Source organism: Duganella sp. BJB1802 (genome assembly GCF_013369445.1).
In the GTDB taxonomy this organism is placed as follows: domain Bacteria; phylum Pseudomonadota; class Gammaproteobacteria; order Burkholderiales; family Burkholderiaceae_D; genus Rugamonas; species Rugamonas vulcania_A.
The window spans coordinates 36,461-56,568 of the sequence record NZ_JABWEF010000011.1; the positions used below are offsets into that span (position 1 = coordinate 36,461).

A 20,108-nucleotide genomic window follows, 5' to 3' on the forward strand; every position below is an offset into this window, starting at 1 on the left:
GCGGCCAGCAGATGGCCGAACCGCCGCCGGCCGTTCGCCGTAGACATTACAGGAACTTGTACTTGAGTAGTACGTTGAGCGAGCGCCCGCGCGGATCGGCAACCCGTGGATCCCAGCCGGCGCCCACCACCTCGTCCACGTTGTGGGCGGTGAATGGCGGATTGGTGTCCAGCAGGTTCTGGATGCCGAGCGTGATCGTCAGGTTCTTGAAGCCGGTGTACGAGGCCGACAGGTCGTACTTGGTGTAGGCCTTCACGTCCGGGTTGAAGCCCGGTGGCGGCGGCGCCTTGCCGGCGTCGGGCAACTGGTCCTTGTAGCCGGAGCTGTAGTTCTGGATCAGCATGCCGCTCCAGTCGCCGCGCGACAACGTGATGCTGGCGTTGTGCTTCCAGCGCAGGTACAGGTCGCGCGTGTAGAAGTTGCCGACGTATTCCTTGTACGGCTGGCCTTCGATCTCGGCGAACTTGAAGCTCTGCGTGTAAGTGCCGTCCAGGTTGAAGATCCACTTGTAGGCATCGACCTTGCCTTCGCCGTGCAAGCTCAGGTCGGCGCCGCGCGTCTTGATGCCGGCCGCGTTGATCCAGCCCGCGTTCACATAGGCGATGGTGTTGTCCGGGTTGCGGATGATGTTCTGGGACAGCAGCGCCGCGTTGGCCAGCACCACTTGCGGCGTGCGGTTCAGGATGCGGTTCTGCGAGTTGACCGCCCAGTAGTCGAGCGACGCCGAGTAACCCCGCACCGGCTCGATCACCATGCCCAGGCTGCCCTGCTTCGACGTTTCCGGCTTCAGCGCGGGGTCGCCGCCGCTGAAGTACGGCAGCCGCGCGATGGCGCAGAAGGCCGGGTCGCCGGGATGGGTCGGGCAGAATATGGGGTCGATGGTGCCGTTCGGCAGTTCCTGCGACAAGCGGCCCGAGTACAACTGCGTGAAGCTCGGCGCCAGGAAGCCCTTGTTGGCCGAGCCACGGAACACTAGCATGCTGTTGGGCTGGTAGCGGAACGAGATCTTCGGATTGGTGGTCGAGCCGAACAAGCTGTAGTGGTCGCGGCGCACGGCCAGCTGCGTTTCCAGTTCCTTGGTGATCGGCACGATCAGCTCGGTGTAGACCGCCTTGATGTCGCGGCTCGCATCGTTCAGCGCGGCATTGCCCGGCGCCAGCAGGATCTGCGTGGCGTCGACATCCTGCCCGAAGTTGTAGCCCTCGCGGCGCAGGTCGAAGCCGACCGCCATCGACACCGCGCCGGCCGGCAATTGCCAGACCTCGCCGGACAGGTTGCCGTCCAGCTGCGTCAGCGTGGTTTTGCCGTGCTGGAAAGCGCCACGGAACTTGGTCGACTCGACCAGTTGCATCGCTTCCGGCGTCTGCGTCTGGCCGGCGGTCAGCCACGGATTGATCTTGCCGCCGCCCAGCGCCGCGTAGATCTGGCTGGTGTAGCCGTAGCCGTCCAGCAGCGCGGTCTTGGTGGTGCTCTCGCCATGCGAGAAGCCGGCGCGGTAATCCCACTTGCCGAACAGGACGCCTTCCGCGCCGACCAGCAGGCGCAGGTTGTCGGTCACGTTTTCCTGCTTGCGGTCGCCCCACGCGTTGGCGCGCCACTTGTAGATGATGGGCTTGGTCTTGTCGAAGGTCGGAATGTAGGCCGACAAGTCCTGGTAGTAGGCGCCGCCGACCGGGTAGGCGTTGCCGGCGGCCAGAGAGGTCTGGATCTGCACCGGCGTGAACTCCGCCAGGGCCTTGTTGTGGCCGTACAGCGCCTCGACGAACAGCTTGTGGTCGGGACTGATCTGCAGCGTGCCGCGCGCGACCGCGTTCAATCGCTCGACCGGAACGCTGATGATGTAGTCGGCGCCGTAGTCGTAGGCGCAGGAATAGGTGCTGCGCGTGGCGGCGGTGACGTCCTTCCACAGCGCGGTCTGGTACTGCGACATGCCGGGTATGCTGTCGCACTTGCCCTGGAAGCTCAGCGGATTGGCCTGCAGGTAGGTGGTGTTGTCGCCCGGCCGCTTGAAGCCGGTGCCGAGCGCGGTGCCGGCGCCGCTCAGCTGGTTGGCGAACGGCGTGCCGGTGGTGTCCGGCGACAGGCCGCGCTCGGGCTGGAAGCCGTTGGCGAACGAGCGGTCGCGCGAGCTGAGCTTTTCATTGTTGTCATAGGTGACGCTGCCCATGACGTTGAAACCATCCTTCTGCACCGAGCCGATGCCGCCCAGCAGCGACAGCCGGCGGGTGGCGCCGCCGCCATGCTGCGTGAAGTTGTCGTTGAGCGAGACTTCGGCGCCGTGGTAGTCGGTGCGCAGGATGAAGTTGATGACGCCGCCGATGGCGTCGGTGCCGTAGATCGCCGAGGCGCCGTCCTTGAGGATCTCCACGCGCTGGATCGCGCCCAGCGGGATGGCGTTCAGGTCGACCGCCTTGGCGCTGGCGCCAAAGGTGGCGATGCGGCGCCCATTGAGCAGCACCAGCGTGCTGTTGGGCCCGAGCCCGCGCAGCGACGCATACGAGGCGCCGCCGCTGACGCGGTCGGCATCCGCGCCGAACACGTTGTTCCCCGAGGTCATGTTGTCGGCCCCGGTGCCGTTGGCCGACAGGCTGCGGATCAGCTGCTCGGTGCTGGTGATGCCGGATTTTTCGATGGTGTCGTAATTGATCACCTGCACCGGCAAGGCGCCCTCCTTCGCCAGGCGCTTGATGCTGCTGCCGGTGATTTCCACGCGCTGCATGACTTCCTGCGCCAACACCGGACCTGCGGCCGGAACGAACACACCCATCAGCGCAATCGCATGCGCCAGTTTTTTAACCTTCACGGTCTCTCCCTGTGGTGAATCTGAATGCTTATTTTTCCAGATTAGCGCCTTGCAACATTGACCAGCCAATGAAAATAGCTTTTGTCCGTATAACTTTTACTCATGCAGCGGCGCTCTCCCCCGCAGCATGCCAGTGGGAGTGACTTTCAGGAAAGACATTTGTATCTTTTAAACCACATTTCCCGGAGATAACAGCACTCGGGCGGCCTCGGCGATGCTGCGGGCCAGCTGGCTGGCGCCGTGCGAGAGCGGCGCGTGGGCCGGCGTCAGCAGATACAGCTGGATCGGAATCTCCGGCGTCCACGGCCGGCTTTGCAGGTGGCCGCGTCCGGACGCGGCCGTGAATGGATCGACCACCGCCATGCCGCCGCCGGTCTCCACCAGCGAGCGGGCGATCTGGTAGGTTTGCACCACGGTGTGGAAGTGCGGCTGCATGCCTTGCGCCTCGCAGGCCGCCAGCACCAGGTCGCCGAGCGGGTCGTTGTCGGCGTAGCCTATCAGCTCGCCCTCCAGCTCGGGCGCGGCGAACGGCTGCGCCAGCTGCGCGGCGGACCAGCGGCCGGGCGGCGCGATCACCGTCATCACGCCCTGCGCGATTGGCTCGGCGACGATGCCGGGATGGCGCGGGTCCTGCAGCGACAGGCCGAGGTCGGCCTCGCCCAGCCGCAGGGTGTTGACGATCTCGCTGGTGTGGTGGGTCGCCAGCTCGCAGCGGGTGTCGGCGAAGGCGCGGCGCCAGTTGCTCATCGCCTGCGGCAGCACGCTGGCGGCCAGGGTCGGCGTCGCCACCAGGCGGATGGTCTCCACCGCGCGGCCCTTCAGGCTGGCGGCCAGGCGGCGGATGCCTTGCAGGTCGCGGTTCAGTTTTTCGGTCTCGGCGAACAGGCGGTGCGCCTCCGGCTTGGGGTAGAGCTTGCCGCGCACGCGTTCGAACAGGGGCATGCCCAGTTGCAGTTCGCAGTGTTGCAGGACCTTGGTCACGGCCGGCTGCGAAATGTGCAGCACTTGCGCCGCGCCGCTGATGGTACCGACCTGCATGATGGCGTGAAAAACTTCTATGTGACGCAGCCGCATCTTCCTCTTTCGCTATGACGATGCGCTACTGTAGCAGGAGTGCCGAGCGAACGCTGCCATGAGCCTGGTCCAGCAGCAGCCGCGCCCGCGCCACCGGGACCTGCCGTAGCAGCACCACGATGGCGACCTTGACGTGGTGGTCGCACTGCTCCAGCACGAAGCGGGCGCTGGCCTCGTCGGCCCCGGTGGCGTGCATGGTCAGCGCCACGGCGCGGCGCAGCAGCTTGGCGTTGGTGGCCTTCATGTCGACCATCAGGTTGCCGTGGACCTTGTTCAGCCGGACCATGATGGCGCTGGAGATGGTGTTGAGCACGATCTTTTGCGAAGTGCCGGCCTTCAGGCGCGTGCTGCCGGAGATGACTTCGGGGCCGGTGTCGAGCGTGATGCCCAGCTCGGCCCGCGCGGCCACCGGGGCCTCGGCGTTGTTGGCGATGCCGATGGTCAGCGCGCCGGAGGTCCGGGCCGCGTCCAGCGCGCCCAGCACATACGGCGTGCTGCCGGACGCGGCCAGCAGCAGCACCACGTCGTCGCGCTGCGGCAGCAAGGCGGCCAGGTCGAGGAAGCCTTGTTTGGCGTCGTCCTCCGCGCCCTCCACCGCCGCGAACATAGCGCCCTTGCCGCCGGCCAGCAGCGACAACGCGCGCTCGTGCGGCCACGAGAAGGTCGGGTGCAGCTCCACGCCGTCGAGCACGCCCAGGCGCCCCGAGGTGCCGGCGCCGACGTAGATCAGCCGCCCGCCGGCGGCGATGCGCGGCACGGCGGCTTCGACCGCGGCGGCGATCGCGCCGGCGGCTGCCTGCACGGCGGCGACGGCCTGGAACTGGTCAGCGATCAGCGTGCCGACCAGCTTGGGGACCGGGTATTCATCCAGGCCGGCATGTTCCTGACTGGGGCGTTCAGTGTTGAGCATGCAGAAAGTGTAGTCTTGAACAAGCGCCTGCGCCCATGAAAGCTTGCCAGGAAGGCATTCCGAAAAGTTATACGGTCACAGCCGGTTTTCATTGGCGACCGTCCCCCGCTCACAGTATTCTCGCTACCATCGAGTACACTACAGGCCCCACATGAAACGAGAAATGCAGGCACTGATGGGCATGCTGTTGATGGCGGGCGCCAGCGGCATGGCCGCGACCTTGGACCAGGAACTGGGCGCCGTGGCGGCCGACCAGGCGATGCCGCTGGCCAGCCTGTCGGTGCTGGCCGTTCGCGGCGGCAAGGTGCAGTATCAGTTCCAGACCGGCCAGCGCCGCATCGGCGCATCGGCCGCGCCGGCCAACGCGGACACCATGTACCGCATCGCCTCCATCTCCAAGATGATGACCACGTTCGGCGTGATGCGGCTGATCGAGCAGCATCTGCTGGAACTGGACACCGATGTCGGGCAGTACCTCGGCTATGCGCTGCGCAATCCGCACTTTCCCGACCGGCCCATCACCCTGCGCATGCTGCTGACGCACACCTCGTCCCTGCGCGACGAGGCCGGCTACTTCTGGGGCGCGGACGTCGCCATCCGCGACCGGCTGACCAGCGGCGCGCCCGGCATGTGGGCCGGCGAGGCCGGACCGGGCGACTACTTCATGTACACCAACCTGAACTGGGGCGTGATCGGCACCATCATGGAGAAGGTCAGCGGCGAGCGCTTCGACCGCCTGATGAAGCGCCTGCTGCTCGATCCGATGGAACTGCGCGGCGGCTACAATCCCGCCGAATTCACGGCCGAGGACATCGACAACGTGGCGACCTTGTACCGCAAACGCACCGTCGACACCGAGGTGTGGAATCCCGACGGCCCGTGGATCGCGCAGGTGGACGACTACAGCGCCCGCCCGCCGGCGGCGCCCGCCAACATCGCCACCTACGTCATCGGCAGCAACGGCACGCTGTTCAGTCCGACCGGCGGCCTGCGCATCTCGGCCGCAGACCTGGGCAAGGTGATGCTGATGCTGATCCAGCACGGCCGCTACCAGGACCGCCAGATCCTCCGGCCCGAATCGGTGGCGCTGATGTTCAGCCAGCAGTGGAAGCACAACGGCAGCAACGGCGACACCTATCGCGGCCTGTATCAAAGCTGGGGACTGGGCAACCAGCGCTTCGGGCGCGGCCGGCTGGTCGAGGGTGGCGGCTTCACCGCCGCCGGTCACTTGGGCGAGGCGTACGGCTTGATCTCGACCTTCGTGGTCGATCTGCAGCGCGGCAACGGCATGGTGTCGCTGATCGGCGGCACGGGCACCGATCCCGACAGCAATCCCGGCCGCTACTCGGCGATGACGCGCAGCGAAGAACGCATCCTGACCGCGCTGTATCGCCACGCCATACTCGGCAGGTGAAGCGATGAGCGAAGTCATCGTCATCGGCGGCGGCGTGGTGGGGCTGACCTCGGCCTGGTGGTTGGCCGAGGCCGGCTATCGCGTGACGCTGGTCGAGCGCGAGGCCGAGGTCGGCAGCATGGCCAGCTACCGCAACGGCGGTCAGCTCAGCTACCGCTACGTGTCGCCGCTGGCGGATGCCGGCGTGCCCTTGAAGGCCTTGCACTGGTTGTTCCAGCCCGACGGCCCGCTGCGCTTCCGGCCCGAGGCGGACCTGCGCCAATGGCGCTGGCTGGCGCGCTTCCTCGCCAACTGCAACGCGGCCGCCAACCGCCGCACCACCGCGACGCTGCTGCAATTGGGCGAGTTGAGCCGCAAGGCGATGAGCGAATTGTCGCTGCACGTGCCGCTGTCGGACTTCGCCTGGCGCGACGCCGGCAAGCTGGTGGTGTACCGCAGCCCGCGCCTGTTCGAGCGCGCCGCCAGCCTGGCCGCCGCCGATGCCGAAGTGCTGCCGCCTGCCGCCACGGTCAAGCGCGAACCCGCGCTGGCGGCGTTGCAAGCCGATCTGGCGGGCGGCATCTTCAATGCGGGAGAGGCGGTGGCGGATTGCCACGCCTTCTGCCTGGCGCTGGCGCGGCGGCTGCAATCGCATCCCAATTTCAACGGCGTACTGCATCGCGACGTGACCGGCATACGCACCGAACACGGCCAAGCGATCCAGCTGGACACCACCTCGGGCCCGCTGCGCGCCGACCAGTTTGTGCTGGCCGCCGGCATCGCGAGCCGCGACCTGGCGGCCAGCGCGGGCATCCATCTGCCGCTGTATCCGTTGAAAGGCTACAGCCTGTCCGCGCCGATCCGGCCGTCCGACGTGCCGCCGCAGATCAGCGTGACCGACTTTGAACGCAAGGTGCTATACGCGCGCATCGGCGCACAGCTGCGCGTGGCGGCAATGGTGGACATGGTGGGCGCGGACAACCGCATCAACCCACGCCGCATTCAGGGCCTGGTGCGGCTGGCCAGGGCGGCCCTGCCGCCCGCCCCCGCCAACGCGCCGGCCGAGGCATGGGCCGGCCTGCGTCCGGCCACGCCGGACAGCGCGCCCATCATCGGCGCCACCCGTTACGACAATCTGTGGCTGAACGTCGGCCACGGACCGCTGGGCTTCACCTTCGCCTGCGGCACCGCCAGCCTGCTGTCGAAAATGCTGCGCGGCGAAGCGACACCCATCGCGCTGGACGGACTGACGCTGCGCCGCTGACGGTCAGGACTGCTTCTGGAACAGGCGCAGGATGCTGGAGAAGTCCTGCTGTCCATGGCCCTGCTGCAGGTGCAGCTGATACAGCTGGCGCGCCAGGCTGCCCAACGGCGTGGCCGCCTCGGCCGATTGCGCGGCCTGCTGCGCCAGGCCCAGGTCTTTCAGCATCAGCGAAGTGCCGAAGCCGCCGGCATAGCCGCGCGAGGCCGGCACGTTGTCCATCACGCCCGGCCAGGGGTTGTACAGTTCCAGCGCCCAGTTGCGGCCCGAGCTCTTGGCCATGATGTCCGACAGCACCTTCGGATCGAGGCCGTGCGCGACGCCCAGGTTCAGCGCCTCCGACGTGCCCGCCATCAGTATCCCCAGCAGCATGTTGTTGCAGATCTTGGCGACCTGTCCGGCGCCGGGACCGCCCGCGTGGAAGATGTTCTTGCCCATCTGCTCCAGCACCGGACGGGCGCGCTCCAGCGCCGCCGCTTCGCCGCCGACGATGAAGGTCAACGTGCCGGCCGCCGCGCCCGATGTGCCGCCCGAAACCGGCGCGTCGATCATCGCCAGGCCGCGTTCCTCCGCTGCGGCGGCCACCGCGCGCGCAGCATCGGCGGCGATGGTGCTGCAATCGATGAACAGGGCGTTGGGCTTGGCGTGCGCCAGGATGCCCCGCTCGCCCAGGTACAGCTCGCGCACGTGGCGATCCGCCGGCAGCATGGTGACGACCACGTCCGCTTCGCGCACCGCCGCGACCGCAGACGTGGCGGCCTGCGCGCCTGCGCTATGCAGGCTCTCCATGGCCGCCGCCGACAGGTCGAACACCGAAACCTTGCGGCCAGCACGCAGCAGATTGTGCGCCATCGGCGCGCCCATGTTACCCAGTCCGATAAAAGCGATATGCATGTTGTCTCCTGTTTTATTAGTTCAGATCCGCCAGTGGATGCCGCTGCCACGGCGCCCGGAAGAATTCGCCAACGCTGGCCTGGGCCGCATACAGCGTGGATGGCGACCATTGCGGCGCGTTGTCCTTCTCGACCAGCAGCGCACGCACGCCCTCGGTGAAGTCGGGATGGGCGCAGCATTGCAGCGCAACGATCAGCTCCAGCCGGAACACGTCGGCCAAGCCGAGGTGGCGGCTGCGCCGTTGCAGCTCCCACACCAGCGCCACCGACGACGGCGCGCCTTTCGACAACGCCGCCGCTGCGCGCCGCAGCCAAGCCGATTCCCCTTGGTAGCCGGTGATGGCCGCCACCACCTCGCCCAGCTCGCGGCTCGCGGTCATGGCTTCGATGGTATCCCAGTTGTGGCGCAGCTCCGATACCGGCAGCGATTCCGGCGGCAGGCTAAGCGCGCGCAACAGGCGGTCCACCACGATGGCGGGATCGGAGCGCCAGTCGGCGGCGCACAGCGCGTCAATGACGGCGGCGCGTTGTTCCTGCGGCAGGAAGTAGTCGCCCAGGCCGGTGAACAGCGCGTCATGCGCGTTCAGGGAGGCGCCGGTCAGGCCGAGGAACAAACCGCTGCGGCCCGGCATGCGCGGCAGGAACCAGCTGCCGCCCACGTCCGGGAACAGGCCGATGGTAATCTCCGGCATGGCGATGCGGGTGGTCGGCGTCACTACGCGGTGGCCGGCGCCGGCCAGCAAGCCCAGCCCGCCGCCCATGACGATGCCGCCACCCCACACCACCAGCGGCTTCGGATAGGTGTGAATCAGATGGTCGAGCCGGTACTCTTCGCTGAAGAACGCCTCGGCGTGGCGGTTCGGCATGGCGGTGGGCTCGGCCAGGATCGCGTCGCGCAGCGTACGCACGTCTCCGCCGGCGCAGAAGGCCTTGTTGGTGCTCGATTGCAGCACCACGCAGGCGACGCCGTCATCCCTTGCCCAGTCCTGCATGGCGAGGTACAGGGCACGTATCATCTCCAGCGTGAGCGCGTGCAGCGTGGCCGGAACGTTCAGCGTGGCGATGCCGATGCGCTTGCCGTCGTTGGCCGCGCGTGTTTCCAGCAGCACCGCCGGGACTCGCTCCAGGTTGGCGGCGTCACGCATTGCGCCACCGTGCGGAACGTTTTTCCAGGAAGGCCAGCACGCCCTCCTTCTGGTCCTGCGTATCGAACAGATCGACGAAACGCTCGCGCTCCTGCGGCAGCATGTGCTGCGGCGGCAGGCTGCGCGCGCCCTGGATCAGCGACTTGCAGGCGGCGACGCTGCTCGGGCTCTGGCGCCACGACTTCTCCGCCAGCGCCAGCGCCGCCTCCAGCGCGGCGCCGGTGGCGACCACTTCCTCCACCAGGCCGATGGACAGGGCCCGCTGCGCGTCGATGCGCTCGCCGCACAAGATCATGCGCTTGGCCCAGCCTTCGCCGACCAGCCACGACAGCTGCTGCGTGCCGCCGGCACAGGGAAGCAGGCCGACCGCCGCTTCCGGCAAGGCCATTTGCGCATGTTCCTCCGCGATGCGGATGTCGCAGGCCAGCGCGCATTCCAGGCCGCCGCCCATCGCATAGCCGTTGATGGCGGCGATGCTGACGCCCCGGAAGCCGGACAATGCTTCGAACGCCAGACCGAAGCGTTGCGCCATCGCGCGGGCCACGGCCTTGTCGCCGTCGGCGAACAGCTTCAGGTCGGCGCCGGCCGAGAAGAACTTGGCGCCGCCGCCGGTGATCACCAGCGCGTAGATGTCGCGCTCGGCGTTCAGGTCAGCCACCAGCTCGGCCAGCGCCGCCAGGCTCTCCAGCGTCCATGTGTGGGCCGGCGGGTTGTCAAGGGTGATCACGGCCGTGTGCTGGCACCGTTCCACTTGCAGGTTTGCGTAGGTCTTGTTCATTTGATTGTCTCCGTGGCGCCCTCGCGCAGGATGGCCCTGCCGACGATGAGGCGCATGATTTCATTGGTACCTTCAAGGATTTGATGCACCCGCGTGTCGCGCACATGGCGCTCCAGCGGATACTCGCGGATGTAGCCATAGCCGCCGTGCAGTTGCAGCGCCTCGTTGGCGACGGCGAAGCCGGCATCGGTGGCGAAGCGCTTGGCCATGGCGCAGTAGACGCTGGCGTCCGGGCTTTCCTGGTCCAGCTTCCAGGCAGCCAGCCGCACCATCTGGCGCGCCGCGACCAGCTCCGTCACCATGTCGGCCAGCTTGAATTGCAGCGCCTGGAATTGCGCCAGCTCGCGGCCGAACTGGAAGCGCTCCTTCAAGTAGGCGCCGGCCCGCGCCAACGCCGCCTGCGCCGTGCCGACCGAGCAGGCGGCGATGTTGATGCGGCCGCCGTCCAGTCCCTTCATGGCGATCGCGAAGCCCTCGCCCGGCTCGCCCAGCATGTTGGCGCCCGGGACAAGCACGTTGTCGAAGTGGATGGCGCAGGTGGGCTGGCTTTTCCAGCCCATCTTTTCCTCGTTCTTGCCGAAGCTGATGCCGGGCGTGTCGGCCGGCACCGCGAAGGCCGAGATGCCGGCCGCGCCGTCGTCGCCGGTGCGGGCCATCACCACCAGCAGGTCGGTGCTGCCGGCGCCGGAGATGAAGGCCTTGCTGCCGTTGAGCAGGTAGTTCCCGCCCTGGCGCTCGGCGCGGGTGCGCAGCGAGGCCGCGTCGGAGCCGGCCTGGGCCTCGGTCAGGCAGTAGCTGGCCAGGGCCTGGCCGCTGGCGAGGCGCGGCACCCATTGCCGGCACATGTCCGGACCGCCCCAGCGCGCCACCATCCAGGTCGCCATGTTGTGGATCGACAGGTAGGCGGTGGTGGAGGTGCAGCCGGCCGCCAGTTCCTCGAAGATGGTGGCGGCGTCCAGCCGCGACAGACCCAGCCCGCCCAGATGCTGCGGCGTGTACAGTCCGCAGAATCCGAGTTCGCCGGCCTTGGCCAGGGCGTCGCGGCTGAAGTGGCCATCGGCGTCCCAGTGGGCTGCGTTGGGCGTGAGCTCGCCTTCGGCAAACTCGCGCGCGGCCTGCTGGAATGCCCGCTGCTCCTCGTTGAGCGCGAAGTCCATGATCGCTACTTCAGGCTGATGGTGGTGTTGACCTGGCCGACCGAGGCCGCGTCCGCGAACCAGCGCTGGGTGATGGTCTGGGTCTGCGTATAGAACAGCACCACCTGCTTGCCGTACGGGCCCAGGTCGCCCAGCTTGGACCCGCGCGAACCGGTAAAGCTGAACAGCGGCACCGGCACCGGAATCGGCACGTTGATGCCGACCTGGCCGACGTCGATATCCTCCTGAAACTTGCGCGCGGCGGCGCCGCTCTGCGTGAACAGGGCCGTGCCGTTGCCGTTCGGGTTGGCGTTGACCAGGGCGATGGCGTCGTCCAGCGTGTCGGCCTCGACGACGATCAGCACCGGTCCGAAGATCTCCTGGTCGTACACCGCCATGCCGGGCTTGACGCCGGACAGGATGGTGGGCGCGATGAAGTTGCCGTTCGGGTAGCCGTCGACCTTGACCGCGCGGCCGTCCAGCGCCAGGTGCGCGCCCTGTTCCACGCCCTTGGCGATCAGCGCCAGCACGCGTTCCCTGGCGGCGCAGGAAATGACCGGGCCGAGGTCGGGATTGTCCTTGCCGGCGCCGACCGTCAGCGCGGCCGCTTTCTTGACCAGCTCGGGCAGCCAGTCGCGCGCCTGGCCCACCAGCACCGCCACCGAGGCCGCCATGCAGCGCTGGCCGGCGGCGCCGAAGCCTGCGCCCAGCAGCTGGTTCAGGGTCTGTTCCTTGTTCGCGTCCGGCAGCACGACGGCGTGGTTCTTGGCGCCCATCATGCACTGGGCGCGCTTGCCCGCCAGCGTCGCGCGCTGGTAGACGTGCTTGCCGACGTGGCTGGAGCCGACGAAGGACACGGCGCGGATGTCGGGATGGTCACACAACGCGTTGACCACCTCCTCGCCGCCGTGGACGACGTTCAGCACGCCCGCCGGGATGCCGGCCTCCAGCGCCAGCCTGACCAGCTTGACGGTGACCAGCGGATCCTGCTCGGAGGGCTTGAGCACGAAGGTGTTGCCGCAGGCGATGGCCATCGGGAACATCCACAACGGGATCATGGCCGGGAAGTTGAACGGGGTGATGCCGGCGCACACGCCCAGCGGCTGCAGCACGCTGTAGGTATCGACGCCGCCGGCCACGTTCTGCGCGAACTCGCCCATTTGCAGCGTGCCGATGTTGGCCGCGTGCTCGACCACTTCCAGGCCTCGGAACACGTCGCCCTCGGCGTCGAGCAGCGTCTTGCCCTGCTCGGCGGTCAGCGTGGCGGCCAGGTCGGCCATGTTTTCGCGGATCAGTTGCTGGTATTTCAGGAAGATGCGGGCGCGCGCGCCGATCGGGGTCTTGCGCCAGGTCTTGAAGGCGCGCTGGCCGGCGGAGACCGCCTGCGCCACCTCGTCCGCCGTGGCGAACGGCACGCGGGCCAGCACCTCCTGCGTGGCCGGGTTGACAACGTCGCGCCAGACGGTGGTGCGGGATTCGACCCATTCGCCATTGATCAGCAAGGGTACGGTGGGAATAGCTGCGGTCATCGTCGGTCTCCTGGTGGTGTATCGAAAGGCTTGCGGTTTTTGCTAATTGTTTGCATTATTCGCTTATCCGAAACGTGCGTAAAGACGTAAAAATGCGAGGAATTGCGAAGTTTTCAAAGCGAATTTGCGAAGGTTGCAAAGATGTCTAAAGTTTTCATGGGGGTGCGTCTGCAGCGCCTGCGCGAGGAGCGCAAGCTGACCCAGGCGGCGCTGGCCAAGCTGCTGGACATCTCGCCCAGCTATCTGAACCAGATCGAGCGCAACCAGCGGCCGTTGACCGTGTCCATCCTGCTGCGGGTGGGCGCGGTGCTGGGCATCGATCCACAGATCTTTTCCGAACACGACAGCGCCGGGCTGGTGGCCGACCTGCGCGACGCCTTCAGCGAGCTGCCGGGCGCCGATACCTCGCTGGCGGAACTGAAGACGCTGGTGGAGAACATGCCCGGCGTGGCGCGCGCCATCGTGCAGATGCAGAGCCGCTACCGCATGGTGGCGGGCCGCGCGGCGGCGCTGGAATCGCAGTTCGACGATGGCAACCGAGGCATCAGCATCGCCCCGCCGTCGGTCGACGAGGAGGTGCGCGACTACCTGAACCAGCGGCAGAACTACATCGACGAGCTGGACCAGGCGGCTGAGCTGGCCGGCGACGCCGGCGCGGCCGCGCTGCAGCGCCGGCTGGCGGAGCGGCATGGCGTGACGGTGCTGGCTTCGCCGATGTCCAGCCTGCCGATGGAGCGGCGCCGCTACGATGCCGCGCAAAAGCTGCTGTGGCTGCCGGACTCGATCAGCGAGGGCCAGCGCGCCTTCCAGATGGCCGCGCAGCTGGGCTTGCTGGAACAGGCGGACGCGATCGAGTCGCTGGTGCAGGCGGCCGGCTTTTCCAGCGACGCCACGCGGGACGGCGCCCGGCTGGCCCTGTCGAACTATTTTGCCGGGGCGCTGCGCCTGCCCTACCACCGCTTCCTGCAGGCGGCCGAGGCCTGCGCCTACGATATCGAGCTGCTGGCCGGCCAGTTCGGCGTGGGCTTCGAGGCGGTTTGCCACCGGCTCAGCACGATGCAACGGCCGGGATTCGCCGGATTGCCGGTGTTTTTCGTGCGCGTGGACCGGGCCGGCAACATCTCCAAGCGGCAATCGGCGGCGGCTTTCCATTTTTCCCGCGCCGGCGGCACCTGTCCGCTGTGGGTGGTGTACGAGGCGTTCAGCCTGCCCGGCCAGGTGCTGCGGCAGGTGGCGCGCATGCCCGACGGCAGCACCCATCTGTGGATCGCGCGCCAGGTCAGCGGCGGGCCGGCCGGCTTCATGGCGCCGGGCCGCTCGTTCGCCGTGGCGCTCGGTTGCGATATCAGCCAGGCGCACCGCATGGTGTATGCCAAGGGCCTGGACCTGGCCAATCCCGACGTCGCCACGCCGATCGGCAACGGCTGCAAGGTGTGCGAGCGCAACGATTGCCTGCAGCGGGCGTTTCCATCCATTTTGCGACAGAAAACTATCGAACCCAGGCTGCCATAGCAAATCGACTACGCCTCGCGGTACAATCTTGTATGCAACTAGGATTACTCCATGAGACATAGCCAGCCGTTCGCGGAACTTCCACAGATGGCCCGTGCCGTGTCCGTGCGGCGCCTGTTCCGCGACGGCAGCTGGCGCGAGCAGCTGTCAATGTCGGCATTGTGGCTGTTGTCGCTGGCCGCCAGCATCGGGCTGGGGCTGATCTCGGTGATCTTCAAGTGGTCCGGCCTGCCGGTCCACCTGGGCGGGCTGGAGCTGTACATCACCGTCTATCCGCCGCTGGTGATCTGCCTGGTGTGGACGCTGACCTGCGGCTGGTGGTGGGGCGCCATTCCCGCCTACCTGGCCACCCTCACGCTTGCCCTCTACGGCGGCATGCCGCTGTCCTGGGCGCTGCTGTTCAGCGCCGCCAATCCGCTCGGCTTCGCGGTCATGGGGCTGGGCTATCGGGCCATCGCCATCAGCCGGAATTTGAGCAGCGTGAGCGCGATGCTGTTTTATGTGCAGTTGTCGTTCGTGAGCGCCATTTTCAGCTCCAGCGGCGCGCTGGTCTGGTGCTATACCAACCGCATCGATTCGACCGCCCTGCTGCCGATCTGGCAGGGCTGGTGGCTGGGCGCCTTCCTGCAAAGCGTGTTCCTGTGCGCGCCGGCGATGGCCCTGCTGTGGCCGCACCTGGAGCGCTGGCAGCAAGCCAGGCCGCAATTGCTGGTCGACGCCGCGGCCGATCCGCGCGGCTCGGTGCTGCGCCTGCTCGGATGCGTGACGATCGGCGTGCTGATCTATGGTTTCGTGACGCTGCAGCTGGCCGACAACCTGTTGCACGCGCAGGCGGCCGGCATCCCGGCGGCGCTGGCGCGGGCGCTGGAGGTGGCCCGGGACACGACCTGGGCGTTCTACTGGGTGTTCGCGCTGATCGTCGTGTTCATCGCGGCGTTCGGCTACCACATGTTCATCCACTGGCAGACGCTGACCAACCAGCTGGTCACCGACCTGCGCCACGCCAACCAGCGGCTGTACATGCTGGCCGGCACCGACAGCCTGACCGGCCTGCACAACCGCCGCGTGGCCGACGAGCGCATCGCCGCCGAGTGGCAGCGCTCGCAACGGCTGGGCCTGCAGGCCGCGCTGGTGATGATCGACATCGACCATTTCAAGCAGATCAACGACCGCCACGGCCACCCGGTCGGCGACGAGGCGATCCGCATCCTGGCGTCCGAGATCCGCGCGTTGTCGCGCGAGATCGACTGCGCCTGCCGCTACGGCGGCGAGGAGTTCGTCATCCTGCTGCCGCAGGCCGATGCCGAGGGAGCTTATGCGTTCGCCGAGCGGCTGCGCACCCAGGTGGCGGCGGTGCCTGTGGCGAGTGAGCACGGCGCCTTCCATTTCACGGTCAGCGCCGGCATCGCGCTGTTCGACGCCGCCGACATCAGCCATGACGGATGGATCGAACGCTGCGACAGCGCGCTGTACCGGGCCAAGCGCAACGGCCGCAACCAGGTGGTGTCCGAGGCGCACGTGGCCGTCTGACTTGGTTCCCTGGGAACTCATCCCCGTCCTACATCCACACTGCGCGCGCACCTATACCTGCGCGGTCGCGCTCCAAGGATGATGAGTGTTGTCACCTCGTTGTTCAACGCGGGACCGCACCAACTATCTGGAGACCACCATGAGCTACTTAGACCGTGATACCTATGGCATTTACAGCGATACCTCGGAAGGCCCCGGCCCCCGCCTGATGGGCGCCGACACGCTGATCGGCGAAGACGTCTACAACCGCCAGGACGAAGACCTGGGCGACATCAAGGAAATCATGCTGGACATGCGCCAGGGCCAAGTGGCCTATGCCGTGCTGTCGTTCGGCGGTTGGCTGGGCATGGGCGACAAGCTGTTCGCCGTCCCCTGGCAGGCGCTGCAACTGGACACCGCCAACAAGCGCTTCCTGCTCGATGTATCCAAGGAGCACCTGAAAAACGCCCCCGGCTTCAACAAGGACAACTGGCCGGACATGGCCAGCACCGAGTTCAGCACGCAGATCCACAACTTCTACGGCACCCAGCAGAACGTGCCGGGCGCCCGCACCGCCAGCGGCAGTGTGATGGGCAGCAGCACCGGCAGCCTGCAAAGCGACCAACCCGGCAGCGCCAGCCGTAGCACTTCCGGCAGCAGCAGCGGCACGCTGTAGCGGCTGGCCCACAGAACGCGCAGATTGGCTCGTCAAGGCATGCGATAGCAGGCATGCCTTGTGGGCATCTCTGGTCTAATTGTTGCACCAACAGCAATTAGACCGACCATGCAAAAATCCCTCGCCGTTTCCCTGCTCGCGCTGGCGCTGTGCGCCGGCCCCACCCTCGCCTTCGAACCCCTGCCACCCGAAACCATGGACGACACCCGCGTCTTCAAGGTGGAGGTGCTGCAGGTGACGGATATCGAACCCTACCAGGAAGCCTACAACGGCTTCCTCAAGTCGCTGCAGGCGAGCGGCCTGGTGGCCGGCAAGAACCTGAGCATCCACAAGGTGGCGATCGATTTCGACATCGAAAAAGGCGGGTTCTGGAGCCGGCTGGGCGTGCTCCTGCGCATCCGCCAGGAGGCCGGCCGCATCGTCGAGGCCAAGCCCGATCTGGTGCTGACCATCGGCACGCCGGCCACCAAGTACGCGCGCGGCATGCTGGCCGACGCCCATATCCCGCTGGTCTTCACGGCGATCGCCAATCCCGAGGATGCCGGCTGCGCGTCGCTGGTCGACGGCGGCGAAGGCGCGACCGGCTCGACGCTGTACACCGACATGGCCGACTCGCTCAAGCTGGTCCAGGACGTGTTCCCGAACGTGCGCCGGATCGGCATGGTCTACACCGACGACGAGAACGGCGTGGCCAACGTGGCGGCGGCGACCCGCAGCGGCAAGCCGCTGGGCCTGGACGTGAGTTCCAGGCTGGTCAACAAGACCGACCACATCGCGCCGTCGTTGAAGGAATTGTACGGCGCCGGCCGCGGCGTGCAGATGTTCGCCGTGCCGCTGGACACCTACTACGGCCTGCACCGCTACGAGGCGGCCATCGACCTGGGCGATTTCGGCATCGAGAACAAGGTGCCGGTGGTGACGCTGGCGATGGTGCGGGTGCCCGGCGCGGCGCTGTACGTGGGCGCGGATTTCACCCAGGTCGGGCGGCTGGCCGGCACCCAGGCGGCCAAGATCCTGCAGCGCCACACCAAGCCGGACGTGCTGCCCATCCTGCGCCAGGAGACGCCCACGGTGATGGTCGACCCGGCGCGCATGGCGGCGCTGGAGGTGACGCTGCCGCCGGCGATGGCGGCCCGCAAGACCATCACCTCCAGCGGTTTCTGGCAAATCGACCTGGCCAAGTAAGTTGTTGTTATACTGGCAGCATCGTTTGACAACAATTTGGAACGTTTATGCGGCACAGGCCTGTCCTCGCCCTGATATTTTTGCTGGGCCTGGCCGCCAGCCCAACCCGCGCCAGCGACGAGGCCAAGCCCATCGTCATGGCCACCATGCTGGAGCAGCAGAACAGCTTTGCCGGACGCTGGCTCAGGCTGATCTACACCGAGGCCTTCCAGCAACTGGGTGTGGCGTTGGAAATACGCAGCTTGCCCGCGGCCCGGGCCAGCGCCGAAGCGATCGCCGGCAACGTCGATGGCGAGCTGGCGCGCGGCTATGACTACGGCGCAATGCAGACGGCGCTGACGCGCGTGCCGGAAGCTCCCTTGTCGGCAAGCAGCGCGGCCTATACCCGGAATCCCGACATTCACCTGAGCAACGGCTGGGAATCCTTGCGCGGCACCAACTATCGGGTGGATTTCCGTTTCGGCTACCCGGTGATCCAGCAGCGGCTGGCGGCGGTGCTGCCGCCAGGCAGCTTCAGCGGAGTGCTGAACGCGCAGCTGGGCTTGCGCAAACTGGTGGTCGGGCGCAGCGATCTCTACGTCGACACCGCCGAGGTCGTCGATCCCATGCTGGCCAGCCCTGAATTCGCGCATGCGGGCATCCGTCAGGCGGGCGTGCTGGAACACATGCCGATCTATGCCTACCTGAACAAAAGACATGAAAAGCTGGCCCTGCGCCTGTCCGCCGTCATCAGGAAGATGCGCGAGAGCGGCCAGATCGAGCAACTGCGCCAGCAGGCGCTGAAGGAGTAGCCGCACCAAAACCGGGCATTTCCTCTGGCACGTTTCTTGATAGATCATAAACGTACTCATCAGGGAATGTTCGATATGGCTAAATTCTTCAACGAAATGACCGCCGACGGGCTGGCCCATCATGCCAGCGCCGAGGTACGTGAACACTACCGCGAGTTCTGCGGCTGGCTGCAGCGCCAGTCGTCGGAAACCATCGAGCGCAAGCGCGCCGAGGCCGACCTGACCTTCCGCCGGGTCGGCATCACCTTCGCCGTCTATGGCGACGACGCCGGCACCGAGCGGCTGATTCCCTTCGATACCATCCCGCGCATCATCCCGGCGGGCGAGTGGAAGCAGCTGCAGACGGGGCTGGTGCAGCGGGTGCAGGCGCTCAATATGTTCATCCATGATATTTATCATGACCAGAACATCATCAAGGCCGGCATCATCCCGGCCGAGCAGATCTACAAAAACGCGCAGTACCGGCCCGAGATGCAGGGTATCAAGGTGGCGTCGGACATCTACGCCCACATCGCCGGGGTCGACATCGTGCGCGCCGGCCAGGGCGAGTTCTACGTGCTGGAGGATAACCTGCGGGTGCCGTCCGGCGTGTCCTACATGCTGGAAGACCGCAAGATGATGATGCGGCTGTTCCCCGAACTGTTCGCCCGCAACAAGATCGCGCCGGTCGACCACTATCCCGACTTGCTGCTCGACAACCTGCGCTCCGTCGCGCCGATGGGCATCAACGATCCCACCGTGGTGGTGATGACGCCCGGCATGTACAACTCGGCCTACTTCGAACACGCCTTCCTGGCGCAACAGATGGGCGTGGAACTGGTCGAGGGCAAGGATTTGTTTGTCAGCGACAACACCGTCTTCATGCGTACGACGCGCGGCCCCAAGCGCGTGGACGTGATCTACCGCCGCCTCGACGACGATTTCCTCGATCCGCTGGCGTTCCGTCCGGACTCCTCGCTCGGCGTGCCGGGCCTGCTGTCGGTCTACCGCGCGGGACGGGTCACGCTGGCCAACGCCATCGGCACCGGCGTGGCGGACGACAAATCGATCTATCCATTTGTGCCGGACATGATCAAGTTCTACCTGTCCGAGGAACCGGTGCTCAACAACGTACCGACCTACCAGTGCCGCAAGAAGGAAGACCTGGCGTACACGCTGGCCAACCTGCCCGAGCTGGTGGTCAAGGAGGTGCATGGCGCCGGCGGCTACGGCATGCTGGTCGGGCCGGCCTCGACCAAACAGCAGATCGAGGACTTCCGCCAGCGCCTGATCGCCAAGCCGGACGGCTACATCGCCCAGCCGACGCTGGCGCTGTCGGCCTGCCCCACCTACGTGGAAAACGGCATCGCGCCGCGCCACATCGATTTGCGTCCCTTCGTACTGTCGGGCAAAACCATTTCCATGGTGCCCGGCGGGCTGACCCGCGTGGCCCTGCAGGAAGGCTCGCTGGTGGTGAACTCGTCGCAGGGCGGCGGCACCAAGGACACCTGGATACTGGAACGTTAAGGAGACA

General features: G+C 66.8%; 16 protein-coding genes. 8 read left to right on the forward strand and 8 right to left on the reverse strand.

Annotated features, from left to right (window positions below; all coding sequences use genetic code 11):
- Window positions 1–46: 46 nt before the first annotated feature.
- The 3 genes from HUX88_RS17790 to HUX88_RS17800 form a co-directional block, all read right to left on the reverse strand.
- Window positions 47–2,803, reverse strand: a complete 2,757-nt coding sequence (locus HUX88_RS17790) for a TonB-dependent receptor (RefSeq protein ID WP_229213400.1) — start codon at window positions 2,801–2,803, stop codon at window positions 47–49.
- Between the two features lie 168 nt (window positions 2,804–2,971).
- Window positions 2,972–3,877, reverse strand: a complete 906-nt coding sequence (locus HUX88_RS17795) for a LysR family transcriptional regulator (RefSeq protein ID WP_176362637.1) — start codon at window positions 3,875–3,877, stop codon at window positions 2,972–2,974.
- A 25-nt stretch (window positions 3,878–3,902) separates the two neighbouring features.
- Window positions 3,903–4,787, reverse strand: coding sequence for an N-acetylmuramic acid 6-phosphate etherase (locus tag HUX88_RS17800; RefSeq protein WP_176362638.1), 885 nt, complete (start codon window positions 4,785–4,787; stop codon window positions 3,903–3,905).
- A gap of 151 nt (window positions 4,788–4,938) precedes the next feature.
- Between HUX88_RS17800 and HUX88_RS17805 the strand changes: the two genes are divergently transcribed.
- Both HUX88_RS17805 and HUX88_RS17810 read left to right on the forward strand, forming a co-directional pair.
- A complete protein-coding gene (locus tag HUX88_RS17805) occupies window positions 4,939–6,201 on the forward strand; it encodes a serine hydrolase (RefSeq protein WP_229219406.1) in 1,263 nt (420 codons plus the stop codon).
- A gap of 4 nt (window positions 6,202–6,205) precedes the next feature.
- Window positions 6,206–7,444, forward strand: coding sequence for a D-amino acid dehydrogenase (locus HUX88_RS17810; protein WP_176362640.1), 1,239 nt, complete (start codon window positions 6,206–6,208; stop codon window positions 7,442–7,444).
- A gap of 3 nt (window positions 7,445–7,447) precedes the next feature.
- Here the strand turns inward: HUX88_RS17810 and mmsB are convergent, their stop codons facing one another.
- The 5 genes from mmsB to HUX88_RS17835 are packed head-to-tail and all read right to left on the reverse strand — an operon-like array spanning window position 7,448 to window position 12,922.
- Window positions 7,448–8,335: a 3-hydroxyisobutyrate dehydrogenase gene (gene mmsB / locus HUX88_RS17815; RefSeq protein ID WP_176362641.1), complete on the reverse strand. Its 888-nt coding sequence runs from the start codon at window positions 8,333–8,335 to the stop codon at window positions 7,448–7,450.
- 16 nt (window positions 8,336–8,351) lie between these two features.
- Window positions 8,352–9,479, reverse strand: coding sequence for an enoyl-CoA hydratase/isomerase family protein (locus tag HUX88_RS17820; protein ID WP_176362642.1), 1,128 nt, complete (start codon window positions 9,477–9,479; stop codon window positions 8,352–8,354).
- A complete protein-coding gene (locus HUX88_RS17825; protein WP_176362643.1) occupies window positions 9,472–10,257 on the reverse strand; it encodes an enoyl-CoA hydratase in 786 nt (261 codons plus the stop codon). The genes HUX88_RS17820 and HUX88_RS17825 overlap by 8 nt, the downstream gene beginning before the upstream one ends.
- Window positions 10,254–11,414 carry an acyl-CoA dehydrogenase family protein gene (locus tag HUX88_RS17830; RefSeq protein ID WP_176362644.1) on the reverse strand — a complete coding sequence of 387 codons (1,161 nt, stop codon included), beginning with the start codon at window positions 11,412–11,414 and terminating at the stop codon, window positions 10,254–10,256. Before HUX88_RS17830 ends, HUX88_RS17825 begins: the two co-directional genes overlap by 4 nt.
- 5 nt (window positions 11,415–11,419) lie before the next feature.
- Window positions 11,420–12,922: a CoA-acylating methylmalonate-semialdehyde dehydrogenase gene (locus HUX88_RS17835; RefSeq protein ID WP_176362645.1), complete on the reverse strand. Its 1,503-nt coding sequence runs from the start codon at window positions 12,920–12,922 to the stop codon at window positions 11,420–11,422.
- A 141-nt stretch (window positions 12,923–13,063) separates the two neighbouring features.
- On the opposite strand from HUX88_RS17835, the gene HUX88_RS17840 reads away from it, so the two are divergent.
- The 6 genes from HUX88_RS17840 to HUX88_RS17865 all read left to right on the forward strand — a co-directional run bounded on the left by HUX88_RS17840 (window position 13,064) and on the right by HUX88_RS17865 (window position 20,101).
- Window positions 13,064–14,434: a short-chain fatty acyl-CoA regulator family protein gene (locus HUX88_RS17840; RefSeq protein ID WP_176362646.1), complete on the forward strand. Its 1,371-nt coding sequence runs from the start codon at window positions 13,064–13,066 to the stop codon at window positions 14,432–14,434.
- 51 nt (window positions 14,435–14,485) lie between these two features.
- Complete coding sequence (locus HUX88_RS17845; RefSeq protein ID WP_176362647.1) at window positions 14,486–15,964, forward strand: GGDEF domain-containing protein; 1,479 nt, start codon at window positions 14,486–14,488, stop codon at window positions 15,962–15,964.
- A gap of 139 nt (window positions 15,965–16,103) precedes the next feature.
- Entirely contained in the window at window positions 16,104–16,619 is a 516-nt protein-coding gene (locus HUX88_RS17850) for a PRC-barrel domain-containing protein (RefSeq protein WP_161084531.1), read from the forward strand.
- 108 nt (window positions 16,620–16,727) lie between these two features.
- Complete coding sequence (locus HUX88_RS17855) at window positions 16,728–17,804, forward strand: ABC transporter substrate-binding protein (protein WP_176362648.1); 1,077 nt, start codon at window positions 16,728–16,730, stop codon at window positions 17,802–17,804.
- A gap of 47 nt (window positions 17,805–17,851) precedes the next feature.
- Complete coding sequence (locus HUX88_RS17860; protein WP_176362649.1) at window positions 17,852–18,595, forward strand: hypothetical protein; 744 nt, start codon at window positions 17,852–17,854, stop codon at window positions 18,593–18,595.
- A 75-nt stretch (window positions 18,596–18,670) separates the two neighbouring features.
- On the forward strand, window positions 18,671–20,101 hold the full coding sequence (locus tag HUX88_RS17865) for a circularly permuted type 2 ATP-grasp protein (RefSeq protein WP_117015186.1): 1,431 nt from the start codon (window positions 18,671–18,673) through the stop codon (window positions 20,099–20,101).
- Window positions 20,102–20,108: the final 7 nt, after the last annotated feature.